Origin of the sequence: Micromonospora echinofusca, from assembly GCF_900091445.1 — a bacterium.
In the GTDB taxonomy this organism is placed as follows: Bacteria; Actinomycetota; Actinomycetes; order Mycobacteriales; family Micromonosporaceae; genus Micromonospora; species Micromonospora echinofusca.
This window is the reverse complement of sequence record NZ_LT607733.1, coordinates 3,653,006-3,667,547: the sequence shown is the minus strand read 5'-3', so window position 1 is coordinate 3,667,547 and position 14,542 is coordinate 3,653,006. Positions and strand designations below refer to the sequence as shown.

Annotated in this window: 2 protein-coding genes; both read left to right on the top strand. The window is 75.9% G+C overall.

Annotated elements, in window-relative coordinates; genetic code table 11:
* Positions 1-11 precede the first annotated feature (11 nt).
* On the top strand, positions 12-5,003 hold the full coding sequence (locus tag GA0070610_RS16005) for a type I polyketide synthase (protein ID WP_089000782.1): 4,992 nt from the start codon (positions 12-14) through the stop codon (positions 5,001-5,003).
* A 48-nt stretch (positions 5,004-5,051) separates the two neighbouring features.
* Entirely contained in the window at positions 5,052-14,534 is a 9,483-nt protein-coding gene (locus GA0070610_RS16000; RefSeq protein ID WP_089000781.1) for a type I polyketide synthase, read from the top strand.
* Positions 14,535-14,542: the final 8 nt, after the last annotated feature.

The window sequence follows — 14,542 nt, the reverse complement described above, 5'->3', positions numbered from 1 at the left end:
GGGGCCACCCGATGAGCGACGACAAGCTGCGGTACTTCCTCAAGCGGGTGACCGCCGACCTGCACGACACCAAGCGCAAGCTGCAGACCGTCGAGGCCCGGGATCAGGAGCCGCTGGCCATCGTCTCCATGAGCTGCCGCTTCCCCGGTGGGGTCCGGTCGCCGGAGGCCCTGTGGGACCTCGTCGCCGACGGCCGGGACGCGCTCACCGAGTTCCCGGACGACCGGGGCTGGGACCTGGAGGCGCTCTACGACCCGGACCCGAACAAGCCGGGCAAGAGCTACACCCGCGTCGGCGGGTTCCTCGACGGCGCCGGTGACTTCGACCCGACCCTGTTCGGCATCTCGCCGCGTGAGGCCCTCGCCATGGACCCGCAGCAGCGGCTGCTGCTGGAGACGTCCTGGGAGGCCGTCGAGCGGGCCGGCATCGACCCGCTGTCGCTGCGCGGCAGCTCCACCGGCGTCTTCGTCGGACTGAGCACGTCCAACTACGGCATCGGCCTGCCGCACGTGCCCGAGGGCGTCGACATGTACCTCGGCACCGGCAACACCACCAGCGTCGCGTCCGGCCGGATCTCGTTCACCCTCGGCCTCAACGGCCCGGCCGTCACCGTCGACACCGCCTGCTCCTCGTCTCTGGTGGCCCTGCACCTCGCCGTGAACGCGCTGCGCCGCGGCGAGTGTGACCTCGCCGTCGCCGGCGGCGTCACCGTCATGGCCACCCCCGGCGTCTTCGTCGTCTTCTCCCGGCAGCGCGGCATGTCCGTCGACGGCCGGTGCAAGGCGTTCGCCGCCGGCGCGGACGGCACCGGCTGGGGCGAGGGCGGCGGCGTGCTCGTCGTGGAGCGGCTGGCCGACGCCGAGCGCAACGGCCACCCGATCCTCGCCGTGATCCGGGGCAGCGCCCTCAACCAGGACGGCGCGTCCAACGGGCTCACCGCGCCGAACGGCCCCTCCCAGCAGCGGGTCATCCGGCAGGCCCTCGCCAACGCCCGGCTCGGCACCGCCGACGTCGACATGGTCGAGGCGCACGGCACCGGCACCACCCTCGGCGACCCCATCGAGGCGCAGGCGCTCATCGCCACGTACGGGCAGGACCGGCCGGCCGACCGGCCGCTGTGGCTGGGCTCGGTGAAGTCGAACATCGGCCACACCCAGAGCGCCGCAGGCGTCGCCGGGCTGGTCAAGATGGTGATGGCGCTGCGCAACGGCGTCATGCCGGAGACCCTGCACGTCGACGAGCCCTCCCCGCACGTGGACTGGACCGCCGGGGCGGTGTCCCTGCTCACCGAGTCCAAGCCGTGGCCGGAACTGGACCGCCCCCGCCGCGGCGGCGTCTCCTCCTTCGGCGTCAGCGGCACCAACGCGCACGTGATCCTGGAGGAGTACCGGCCGCGCGTCGCCGACCCGGTCGCCGTCGACGGCGAGGAGGCCGTCGAGGCCACCGCCGTAGAGCCCGCGCGACGGCCCGGCCTGGTCGCCTCCGACGTCACCCTCTGGCCGGTGTCGGCCCGGTCGAAGACCGCCCTCGCCGGGCAGGCCGCCCGGCTCGCGCGGCACGTGCGCGAGCACGGCGACCTCGCCCCGGCGGCGGTCGGCTGGTCGCTGGCCACCACCCGCTCGACGTTCGACCACCGCGCCGCCGTCGTCGCCTCGACCGCCGACGAGCTGCTCGCCGGGCTGGACGCCCTCGCCGCCGGCCAGCCGGCCGGCAACCTCGTCACCGGTACGGTCACCAGCGCCAGCACCGGCCCCGTCTTCGTGTTCCCCGGCCAGGGCGCCCAGTCGGCGCGGATGGCGGCCGGCCTGGTGGGTCGTACGCCGGTGTTCGACGCGAAGCTGGCCGAGTGCCAGCGGGCCCTCGCCCCGTACCTGGACGTGGACCTGGTGTCGGTGCTCACCGGCGACGACGAGTCGTGGCTGGAGCGGGTCGAGGTCGTGCAGCCGGTGCTGTGGGCCGTCGGCATCGCCCTCGCGGCCGTGTGGCGCGCGGCGGGCGTCGTCCCGGACGCGGTCGTCGGCCACTCGCAGGGCGAGATCGGCGCCGCCTGTGTGGCCGGCATCCTCACCCTGGAGGACGCCGCCCGGACGGTGGCGCTGCGCTCCCGTGCGCTCGCCGTGCTGCGCGGCACCGGCACGATGGCGTCGGTGGACCTGCCGGCCGACGCGGTCGCCGAGCGGCTGCCGGCCTTCCCGGGCGTCGGGGTGGCGGCCGTCAACGGCCCGTCCACCGTCGTGGTCTCCGGCCCGCCGCAGCCCGTGGCCGACCTCGTCGCGGCGTGCCAGGCCGAGGGCCTGCGCGCCCGGCTCATCCCCGTCGACTACGCCTCCCACTCCGAGGCCGTGCAGCAGGTCGCCGAGCAGCTCCGCGCCGACCTGGCCGACGTCACCCCGCGGGCCGGCCACACCCGGCTCGTCTCCACCCTGACCGGGGACTGGGTCGACCCCGCCGCGATGACCGCCGACTACTGGTACGACAACCTGCGCCGGACCGTGCGGTTCGACGCGGCCGTGCGCACGGCGATCGCCGCCGGGCACACCACCTTCGTGGAGATCAGCCCCCACCCGGTGCTGACGATGCCGGTCACGGCGATCCTCGACGACAGCGGCGTCACCGGCCACACCCTGGGCAGCCTGCGCCGCGGCGACGACGACCCGACGCGCCTGCTGACCAACCTCGCCACCGCGCACGCCATCGGCCTGCCCGTCGACCTGGCGGACGTCCTCGCCGAGACCGACGTCGCGCCGCTGCCCACGTACGCCTTCGACCACCAGCGGTTCTGGCTCGACGGCAGTGGCGGCCCCGACCTGGAGAGCCTGCTCTCCGGCGCCGGCGACCCCAGCGACGCGAGCTTCTGGGCGGCCGTGGAACGCGGCGACGTCACCGCCCTCGCCGAGACCATCGCCACCGACGAGACCCCCGCGCACGAGGTCCTCGACGCGCTGCTGCCGGCCCTGCCGCTGCTCACCTCCTGGCGGCGGCAGCGGCGCCGGCAGTCCGACATCGACAGCTGGCGCTACCAGGACACCTGGAAGCCCCTGACCGGCGTCGCCAACCGGGGCATGAGCGGCACCTGGGTCGTGGTCATGCCGACCGGCGACATCATCGAGCCCTGGCAGGACGCCTGCGTCGAGGCGTTCACGGCCGCCGGCGCGACGCTCGTCCCGGTCGCCGTCTCCACCCCCGACGTCGACCGCGACCAGTTCGGCAAGCTGCTTCAGGAGGCGCTCGCCGCCGCACCGGGCGGCGACGCCGCCGCCGAGGTGACCGGCGTGGTCTCGCTGCTCGCCTTCGACGAGCTGGCCCACCCGCTGCACCCGTCCGTGCCCGGCGGATTCGCCGCCACCGTCGCGCTCTTCCAGGCCCTCGGCGACATCGGCCTGCGCGCCCCCATGTGGAGCGTCACCTCCGGCGCGGCCTCCGTCGGCATGGCCGACCTGCTGCGCTCCCCGGTGCAGTCGCTGGTCTGGGGCTTCGGCCGGGTCGCCGCGCTGGAGCACCCGCAGCGCTGGGGCGGTCTCGTGGACCTGCCCGAGGCCGTCGAGGACCGTTGCGCCGACCTGCTGGTCGCGGCCCTCACCACCGCCGGGGAGGAGGACCAGATCGCGGTACGCCCCAGCGGCCTGCTCGCCCGCCGGCTCACCCGGGTCCCGCTCGGCGACAGCCAGCCCGCCAACCCGTGGCAGCCGTACGGCACGGCGCTGGTCACCGGCGGCACCGGCGCGCTCGGTGGGCACGCCGCCCGCTGGCTGGCCCGCAGCGGCGTGGAGAACATCGTCGTCGTCAGCCGGCGGGGCATGGCCGCGCCGGGCGCGCAGCAGCTCGTCGACGACCTCACCGAGCTGGGCGCCCAGGCCACCGTCGTCGAGTGCGACGCCTCCGACCGCGACGCGCTGGCCGACCTGATCGACGCGATCCCCGCCGAGTACCCGCTCACCGCCGTCGTGCACGCCTCCGCCGTGCTCGACGACGCCATGATCAACGACATCCGGCCGGAGCAGATCGAGCGCGTGCTCCAGGCCAAGGTCGACGTCGCGTACAACCTGCACGAGCTGACCCTCGACCACGAGCTGTCGGCGTTCATCATGTTCTCGTCCTTCGCCGGCAGCGTGGCCAGCTCCGGCGTCGGCAACTACGCCCCGAGCAACGCGTTCCTCGACGCGCTGGCCCAGCACCGGCGCGGCCTCGGCCTCACGGCCACCTCCATCGCCTGGGGGGCGTGGGCCGGCGGCGGCATGGCCGACGGGCCGCTCGGCGAGCTGCTGCACCGCCACGGCGTACCCGAGATGACCCCCGATGCGGCCATCGCCGCGCTGCACCAGGCCGTCGACCACGGCGAGGCGTTCCTCACCATCGCCGACATCGCCTGGGAGCGGTTCTCCGTCGCCTTCACCGCCACCCGGCCCGGCCCGCTGATCAGCGACCTGCCGGACGTGCGGCGGCTCGCCACGGCCGAGAAGGTCGCCAGCGTGGAGGCCGGCGACGGCCCGGAGTCGTTGCAGGAGCGGCTCGCCGGGCTGCCCGCAGCCGAGCGGCTCGCCGTGCTGCTCGGCCTGGTCCGCAGCCAGGTCGCCGCCGTGCTCAACTACCCGTCCGCCGAGTCGGTGGACGAGCACCGGGCGTTCCGGGAGCTCGGCTTCGACTCCGTCACCGCCGTCGAGCTGCGCAACCGGCTCGGCTCGGCCACCGGCGTGGCCCTCCCGGTCACCCTGGTCTTCGACTACCCGACCCCGACGACCCTGGCGGAGTACCTGTTCGCCGAGGTCGCCCACGACGACGTGGTCACCCCGACCGCCCTCCTCGACGATCTGGACCGGATCGCCGACAGCCTCGACGTGGTGGCGCGCGACGAGGCCGCCCGGGTGCGGGCCACCGTACGCCTCCAGGCGATGCTCTCCCGGCTCGCCCAGGACAGCGGTGGCGCCGACATCGGCCGGCACCTCGACGACGCCACCGACGACGAACTGTTCGCGATGGTGGACAAGGACCTCGGCATCTCCTGACCTCCAGCTCCAGCTCTCTCCCGTCCCTTTCGAGGAAGCGGCACTCCGATGGCCAATGAAGACAAGCTCCGCGACTACCTCAAGCGGGTCATGGCTGATCTCCACGACACCCGCCGCCGGCTCAGTGAGGCACAGTCCCAGGAACTGGAGCCGGTGGCGATCGTGGCGATGAGCTGCCGGTTGCCGGGCGGGGTGCGCAACCCCGACGACCTGTGGGAGCTGCTGCGCGACGGCCGGGACGCCGTCACCCCCTTCCCCGATGACCGGGGCTGGGACCTGGAGCGCCTCTACCACCCCGACCCCGACAACCCGGGCACCTCGTACGCCCGGGAGGGCGGGTTCATCGACGGGGCCGGGGACTTCGACTCCGCCTTCTTCGGCATCTCGCCCCGCGAGGCGTTGACGATGGACCCCCAGCAGCGACTGCTGCTGGAGACGTCCTGGGAGGCGGTCGAGGCCGCCGGCATCGACCCCGCCTCGCTGCGCGGCAGCCGGACCGGGGTGTTCGTCGGCACCAACGGGCAGGACTACGGCACCCTGCTGATGATGTCGCCGGACGGCGACGAGGGGCACTCGATGACCGGGGGCGCGGCGGCCGTCGCGTCGGGCCGGGTGTCGTACGCCCTGGGGCTGGAGGGGCCGGCCGTCTCCATCGACACGGCCTGCTCGTCGTCGCTGGTGGCGCTGCACCTCGCCGTGCAGGCGCTGCGGGCGGGGGAGTGCGACCTGGCGCTGGCCGGCGGGGTGACCGTGATGGCCACCCCGGGCCTCTACATCGGATCCAGCCGCCAGCGCGCACTCTCCCCGGACGGGCGGTGCCGGTCGTTCGCCGCCGCCGCCGACGGCGCCGGGTTCTCCGAGGGCGTCGGCTGGCTGCTGGTCGAGCGGCTGTCGGACGCCCGCCGCAACGGCCACCGCGTCCTCGCGGTGGTCCGCGGCACCGCCGTCAACCAGGACGGCGCGTCGAACGGGTTGACCGCCCCGAACGGGCCGGCGCAGCAGCGGGTGATCAGCCAGGCCCTGGCCTCCGCCCGGCTCGCCACCGCCGACGTGGACGTCGTGGAGGCGCACGGCACCGGCACCAAGCTGGGCGACCCGATCGAGGCGCAGGCGCTCATCGCCACGTACGGGCAGGACCGGGGGGAGGCGCCGCCGCTGCTGCTCGGCTCGGTGAAGTCGAACATCGGCCACGCCCAGGCCGCCGCGGGCGTGGCCGGCGTGATCAAGCTGGTGCTCGCCATCCGGCACGGCCTCGTGCCGGCGACGCTGCACGTCGACGCGCCGTCCCAGCACATCGACTGGACGGCCGGCGCGGTGGAACTGGTCACCGAGGCGCGGCCGTGGCCCGAGACCGGCCGGGTACGGCGCGGCGCCGTCTCCTCGTTCGGCATCTCCGGCACCAACGCCCACGTGATCATCGAGCAGCCGGCCGAGCCGGCCGAGGAACGCCCGTCCGACACCGCCCCCGGTCTCGTCGCCGCCGACGCGCTCCTGTGGCCGGTGTCGGCCCGGTCGAAGGCCGCCCTGGCCGGGCAGGCCGCCCGGCTCGCGTCGTACCTGCGCGGGCGGGCGGGCACGGACCCGGCGGCGGTGGGCTGGTCCCTGGCGGCCACCCGCTCGACGTTCGACCACCGCGCCGCCGTCGTCGCCTCGACCGCCGAGGAGCTGCTGTCCGGGCTGGACGCGGTCGCGGCCGGGCTGCCGGCCGGCAACGTGGTCACCGCCGTGGCGTCGAGCCCCGGCGCGGGCCCCGTGTTCGTCTTCCCGGGGCAGGGCGCCCAGTCGGCGCGGATGGCGGCCGGCCTTGTCGGTCGTACGCCGGTGTTCGACGCGAAGCTGGCCGAGTGCCAGCGGGCCCTCGCCCCGTACCTGGACGTGGACCTGGTGTCGGTGCTCACCGGCGACGACGAGTCGTGGCTGGAGCGGGTCGAGGTCGTGCAGCCGGTGCTGTGGGCTGTCGGCATGGCCCTCGCCGCCGTGTGGCAGCACGCTGGTGTGACCCCGGCTGCGGTGGTCGGTCACTCGCAGGGCGAGATCGGCGCCGCGTGCGTGGCCGGGATCCTGAGCATCGAGGACGCGGCGAAGGCCGTGGCCCTGCGCTCGCGGGCCCTGACCGTGCTGCGGGGCACCGGCACCATGGCGTCGATCGACCTCTCCGCCGACGCGGTCGCCGAGCGGCTGCCGGCCTTCCCGGGCGTCGGGGTGGCGGCCGTCAACGGCCCGTCCACCGTCGTGGTCTCCGGCCCGCCGCAGCACGTCGCCGACCTGGTGCAGGCGTGCCAGGCCGAGGGGATCCGCGCCCGGCTGATCCCCGTCGACTACGCGTCGCACTCGCCCGCCGTCCAGGAGGTCGCCGAGCAGCTCCGCGCCGACCTGGCCGACGTCACCCCGCAGGCCGGCCACACCCGGCTCGTCTCCACCCTGACCGGGGACTGGGCCGACCCCACCGTCATGGGCGCCGACTACTGGTACGACAACCTGCGGCAGACCGTGCAGTTCGACGCCGCCGTGCGGGTGGCCGTCGCCGCCGGACACACCACGTTCATCGAGATCAGCCCCCACCCGGTGCTGACGATGCCGGTCACGGCGATCCTCGACGACACCGGCGTCACCGGCCACACCCTGGGCAGCCTGCGCCGCGACGACGACGACCCGACGCGGCTGCTGACCAACCTCGCCACCGCGCACGCCATCGGCCTGCCCGTCGACCTGACGAAGGTGCTCCCCGCCGCGCCCGCCGTCGACCTGCCCACGTACGCCTTCGACCACCACCGGTACTGGCCCGCGCCGCCGGTCTTCCTCGTCGCGCCCGACGGCGAGCCCGACATCGACCGGTGGCGCTACCGGATCACCTGGCAGGCCCTGCCCGACCTGCCACTGACCTGGCTCGGCGGCACCTGGCTCGTCCCGGTGCCCGCGGCACTGGGCGACGACCCCCTGGTCACCGACGTGTTGTCGGCACTCGGCAACTTCGGCGCGGACGTCGTACCCGTGCGGCTGGACGCCACCGACGACCCGGCGGCGCTGGCCGACGCGCTGGGCGCGGCGCTCGCCGGCCCGGACGCCCCCGTCGCCGTGCTCTCGCTGCTGGGCCTGGACGAACGCGCGCACCCGGAGCACCCGGCGACCTCGCTGGCCGTCTCGGGCACCGCCCTGCTGGTACAGGCGCTCGGCGCGCTCGGCGTCGAGGCGCCGCTGTGGTGCGCGACCCGCGGGGCCGTCGCGGTCGGCCCCGACGACCCGGCGCCGCGCCCCGTCGCCGCCTCCGTCTGGGGGCTCGGCCGGGCCGTCGCCCTGGAGCACCCCGGCCGCTGGGGCGGCCTGCTCGACCTGCCGGACGCCCTCGACGCGCAGGCCGGCGCGCTGCTCTGCGCGGCGCTCGGCGCCAGCGGCGGCGAGGACCCGTTCGGCGACGGCGACGACGCGGACCAGTCCGGCGGCGAGGACCAGCTCGCCGTCCGCGACTCCGGGGTGTACGTGCGCCGACTCGCCCGGATCACCGAACCCGAGCCGGCAGCCACCGGGGACACCTGGCGGATGCGCGGCACCGTGCTGATCACCGGCGGCACCGGCGGGCTGGGCGGGCACCTGGCCCGGTGGGCGGCCCGCTCCGGCGCCGCGCACGTCCTGCTGGCCAGCCGGCGCGGCCCGGACGCCCCCGGCGCCGCCGAGCTGGAGGCGGAGCTGACCGACCTCGGCGTACGGGTCACCGTGGCCCGCTGCGACGTCGCCGACCGGGCGCAGGTGGCCGACCTGCTCGCCGCCGCCCCCGCCGACGCCCCGGTGACCGCCGTGCTGCACACCGCCGCCGTCCTCGACGACGGGATCGTCGACACCGCCACCGCGCAGCGCCTGCACACCGTCGCCGCGCCGAAGTGCGCCGCCGCGCTGCACCTCGACGAGCTGACCCGGGACCTCGACCTGGACGCCTTCGTGCTCTTCTCCTCGGTCGCCGGCACCACCGGCAACGCCGGGCAGGGCGCGTACGGGGCGGCGAACGCGTTCCTCGACGCCCTCGCCGAACGGCGCCGGGCCGAGGGCCGACCCGCCCTCTCCGTGGCCTGGGGCGCCTGGCGCGGTGCCGGCCTGCCCGCCGACAACGAGCGCGCCCAGCAGCGGCTGCGCCGGGGCGGCATGGTCGGCATGGACCCGGACCTGGCCGTCGAGGCCCTCGCCCGGGCGCTGCGGCGCGACGAGACCACCACCGTCATCGCCGACATCGACTGGGCCCGGTTCGCCCCCGCGTTCACCCTGGTCCGGCCCAGCCCGCTGCTCGGCGACCTCGCCGAGGTACGCGAGGCGACGCGGCCCGCCCCGCAGGAGGCCGCCGAGGAGGAGCCGGACGTACCGTCGGCCCTGGCGCGGCGGCTCGCCGGGCTCGCCCCGGCCGAGCGCGCCGCGACGCTGCTGGAGCTGGTCCGCCAGTGTGCGGCCACCGCGCTCGGCTACGGCGCCGCCGACGACATCCCGGCCACCCTGCCCTTCCGCGACCTCGGCCTGGACTCGCTGACCGCCGTGGACATGCGCAACTTCCTGGCCGCCGCCACCGACCTGCGGCTGCCCGCGACGCTCGCCTTCGACTACCCGAACCCGACGGTGCTCGCCGCGCACCTTGACGAACTGCTCTCCGGCGCCGCCCCGGACGTGGCCACCCCCGCCCCGGCCGCCCCGGCCGACGACGACGAGCCGATCGCCATCGTGGCGATGAGCTGCCGCCTGCCCGGCGGGGCGGACACCCCGGAGCAGCTGTGGCAGCTCCTCGCCGGCGGCGGCGACGCGATCGGCGAGTTCCCCACCGACCGGGGCTGGGACCTCGACCGGCTCTTCGACTCCGACCCGGAGAAGGAGGGCACCAGCTACGCCCGCGAGGGCGGCTTCGTCACCGGGGCCGCCGACTTCGACGCCACCTTCTTCGGCATCAGCCCCCGCGAGGCCCTGGCCATGGACCCGCAGCAGCGGCTGCTGCTGGAGGCGTCCTGGGAGGCCATCGAGCGGGCCGGAATCGACCCGCACGCCCTGCGCGGCAGCCCCACCGGTGTCTTCGTCGGCACCAACTACCAGGACTACCGCAACCTGATGTTCAGCGCCGAGGGCGCCGAGGGGCACCTGATGACCGGCAACGCCGGCAGCGTGCTCTCCGGCCGGGTGTCGTACACCCTCGGGCTGGAGGGGCCCGCCGTCTCGGTGGACACCGCCTGCTCGTCGTCGCTGGTCGCGCTGCACTGGGCCTGCCAGGCGCTGCGCCGCTCGGAGTGCTCCCTCGCCCTCGTCGGCGGCGTCACCGTCATGTCCACCCCCGGGGTGTTCGTCGGCTTCAGCCGGCAGCGGGGGCTGGCCCCGGACAGCCGGGTCAAGGCGTTCGCCTCCGCCGCCGACGGCACCAGCTGGGGCGAGGGCCTCGGCCTGCTGCTCGTCGAGCGGCTCTCCGACGCCCGCCGCAACGGCCACCCCGTGCTCGCCGTGATCCGGGGCAGCGCCGTCAACCAGGACGGCGCGTCCAACGGGCTCACCGCGCCGAACGGGCCGTCGCAGCAGCGGGTGATCCGGCAGGCGCTCGCCAACGCCGGGCTCACCCCGGCCGACGTGGACGCCGTCGAGGCGCACGGCACCGGCACGAAGCTCGGCGACCCGATCGAGGCGCAGGCCCTGCTCGCCACGTACGGCCAGCGGCCCGCCGACCAGCCGCTGTGGCTCGGCTCGATCAAGTCCAACATCGGGCACACGCAGGCCGCCGCCGGGGTCGCCGGGATCATCAAGATGGTGCTGGCGCTGCGGCACGGCTACCTGCCGCAGACCCTGCACGTCGACGAGCCGACCGACCAGGTGGACTGGTCCGTCGGCGCGGTCGAGCTGCTCGACGAGGGCCGCCCGTGGCCCGTCACCGACCACCCGCGCCGCGCGGCCGTCTCCTCGTTCGGCATCAGCGGCACCAACGCGCACACCATCCTGGAGCAGGCCCCGGAGCCGTCCGTCGTCGAGCAGCCAACGGGCGACCCGGCCCTGCTGCCGGTGGTGCCGGTGCTGCTGTCGGGCCGCACCGGTGCCGCGCTGGCCGCCCAGGCGGAGCGCTGGGGCGAGCAGCTCACCGGGCTGGAGGCGCCGCGTACGGTCGACGTCGGCTGGTCGTCGGCGGTCTCCCGGGCCACCCTGGAACACCGCGCCGTCGTGCTGGCCACCGACCGGATCGCCCTGGGCGCCGGGCTGCGCGCCCTCGGCGCCGGCGAGGACTCGCCGCTGGTGGTCACCGGCGTGGCCGCGTCCCGGCCGAAGGTGGCGTACCTCTTCTCGGGGCAGGGCGCCCAGCGGGCCGGGATGGGTCGCGAGCTGGCGGAGGCGTTCCCGGTCTTCGCCGCCGCCCTGGACGAGGCCTGTGCCGCCCTCGACGCGCACCTGTCCCGCCCGCTGAAGCCGCTGCTCTTCGCCGAGCCCGACACCGCCGAGGCCGAGGCGCTGGACCGCACCGAGTTCACCCAGCCGGCGCTCTTCGCCGTGGAGGTGGCGCTGTTCCGACTGCTGGAGGCGTGGGGCGTGCGCCCCGACGCCGTCGCCGGGCACTCCATCGGCGAGTTCGCCGCAGCGCACGCCGCCGGGGTGCTCTCCCTGGCCGACGCCGCCGAACTGGTCGCCGCCCGGGGCCGGCTGATGCAGGCGCTGCCGGCCGGCGGGGCGATGCTCGCCATCGCCGCCACCGAGGCCGAGGTGACCGCCACGCTCGCCGATCGCGCCGAGCGGGTCTCCGTCGCCGCCGTCAACGGTCCCGCCGCCGTCGTGGTGTCCGGGGCCGGCGACGCCGTCGAGGAACTGGCCGCCGAGTGGACCGCCCGAGGCGTACGGATCCGGCGGCTCACGGTCAGCCACGCGTTCCACAGCCCGCTGATGGAACCGGTGCTCGACGACCTCGCCGCCGTCGCCGGACGGCTGCGCTACGCGCCCCCGACCATCCCGATGATCTCCACTGTCACCGGCGCGCCGGTCGACGTGGCGGAGATCGGCACGCCCGACTACTGGGTGCGCCACGCCCGCGACGCCGTACGCTTCGCCGACGCCGTCACGGCGCTGCGGGAGCGCAACGTCACCGGCTTCGTCGAGATCGGCCCGGACGGGGTGCTCACCGCCCTCGCCCAGGCCGTCCTCGCCGAGGGCGCCCCGACCGGCGGGCGGCCCCCGCTGGTCGTGCCGGCCCTGCGCCGGGACCGTGCCGAGCCGACCACCCTGCTGCGGGCGGTCGCCGCGCTGCACACCCACGGCGTCTCCCCGGACTGGTCCGCTCTCTACGCGGGCACCGGCGCGCAGCGGGTCGACCTGCCCACCTACACCTTCGACCGGCAGCGCTACTGGCCGGAGCCGCCGCCGTGGGCCAGCCTGGCCGCCGAGGACGAGCACACCGAGGTCGAGCGCCGCTTCTGGGCGGCCGTCGAGGCCGAGGACCTCGAGTCGCTGGCCCGTGACCTGGACGTGCACCGCGACCAGCCGTTCGGCACCGTGCTGCCCGCCCTGTCCGCGTGGCGGCGGCGCGGCCGGGAGCGGGCCCTCGTGGACGGCAGCCGGTACCGGGTCGTCTGGGAGCCCATCGCGGAGACCCCGCAGGAGCAGGACCCCGGCCGCTGGCTGGTGCTGCTGCCCGCCGACAGGGCGGACGACCCCGACCTGAACTCCTGCACCTGGGCGCTGGGCGCCGAGGTCGGCATCGTGCCCGTGGACACCGCCGCCGACCCCGACGAGCTGTGCGGCGGATTCGCCGACGTGCTCACCGAGGCGCTCGGCGCCGGCGAGGGGCCGCTGTCGATCCTGTCCTTCCTCGGCCTGGACGACGCCCCGCACGCCGAGCATCCGGCGCTGCCCCGCGGCCTCGCCGCGACCGTGCACCTGCTCCAGCAGCTCGTCGACCTCGACGCCCCGGCCCGGCTCTGGTGCGTCACCCAGGGTGCCGTCGGAACCGGCGACGGCGACGTCCCCGCCAACCCCCGGCAGGCGATGCTGTGGGGCCTGGGCCGGGTGGCGGCGCTGGAGCAGCCCACCCGCTGGGCCGGGCTGGTCGACCTGCCCACCGACCTCGAGCCCTGGACGGCGATGCGCCTCGGCGGCCTCCTCACCGGCGGCGGCGTGGAGGACCAGCTCGCCGTCCGCGAGTCCGGGGTGCTGGTACGGCGGCTCGTCCCGGCGGTCACCGAATCGGAGCCCGCGCCGTGGCAGCCCCGGGGCACGGTGCTGATCACCGGCGGCACCGGCGCGCTCGGCGGGCACGTGGCCCGCTGGGTGGCTGGCGCCGGCGCGCAACGCGTGGTGCTGACCAGCCGGCGGGGCACCGACACCCCGGGCGCCGCCGAGCTGCTCGCCGAGCTGGCCGGCCTCGGCGTGGACTGCCGGGTCGCCCGCTGCGACGCCGCCGACCGTGCCGCCGTGGCCGAACTCCTGGCCGACCTGCGGCGGGAGGGGCCGCCGCTGCGCGCGGTCGTGCACGCCGCGGGGGTCAGCGAGGTGGTGCCGCTGGCCGACACCACCCTGGAGGACCTGGCGTACGTCATCGCCCCGAAGCTCTCCGGCGCCGAGCACCTCGACGAGCTGCTCGACGACACCGAGCTGGACGCGTTCGTGCTCTTCTCGTCCATCTCGGCGGTGTGGGGCAGCGGCGGGCAGGGCGCGTACGCGGCCGGCAACGCCTACCTGGACGCGCTCGCCGAGCGGCGGCGCGGCCGGGGCCTGCCGGCCACGTCCGTCGCGTGGGGCCCGTGGACCGAGTCGGGCATGTACACCGAGGGCGCCGCGGAGCAGCTGCGCCGCCGCGGCCTGCGGGTGATGCCGCCGGGCGTGGCGATGGCCGGACTGCGCCACGCCCTGGCCGCCGACGACACCTGCGTCACCGTCGCCGACGTCGACTGGGCCACCTTCCAGCCGCTGTTCACCTCGCTGCGACCCAGCCCGCTGCTGGCGGAGCTGCCGGCCGTACGCGAGCTGGCCGTCACTCCCACCGCCGTGCCGGACGCGTCTGCACCCGTCGCGCGGGACCTGCTCGCCGGGTTGCGGGCGCTGCCCGGCGACGAACGGCGGGCCGCGCTGCTGGAGATGGTGCGGGTCGACGCGGCGAAGGTGCTTGGCCACCCCTCCGGCGACGCGATCGAGACCGACCGGGGCTTCCTGGACCTCGGCTTCGACTCGCTCACCGCCGTGGAGCTGCGTAACCTGCTCACCGCGGCGACCGGGCACGACCTGCCCACCACCGTCGTCTTCGACTACCCGACCCCGGCCGGCCTGGCCGACCACCTGTACGAGGAGCTCTTCGCCGACGGCGACGCGGACGTCGGCGACGGCGGCGACGAGGAGTCGGTCCGCCGGGCCCTCGCCGCGATCCCGCTGGACGAGCTGCGTCAGGCGGGCCTGCTCGACCAGCTGCTCCAGCTGGCCCGCACGAGCGCCGGCCCGTCGGCCGTGGCGCCCGCCGCCCCGGCCGCGTCGCCCGCGCCCGAGGCCCAGATCCGCGAACTCGACGTCGCCGGCCTGGTCCGGATGGCCCTGGAAGGCTCCGACTCGTGACCCGGCCG

Bases quoted from the DNA above. Each gene is read 5' to 3' on its own strand.
- GA0070610_RS16005 (WP_089000782.1), top strand. From the start codon at position 12: ATGAGCGACGACAAGCTGCGGTACTTCCTCAAGCGGGTGACCGCCGAC.
- GA0070610_RS16000 (WP_089000781.1), top strand. From the start codon at position 5,052: ATGGCCAATGAAGACAAGCTCCGCGACTACCTCAAGCGGGTCATGGCT.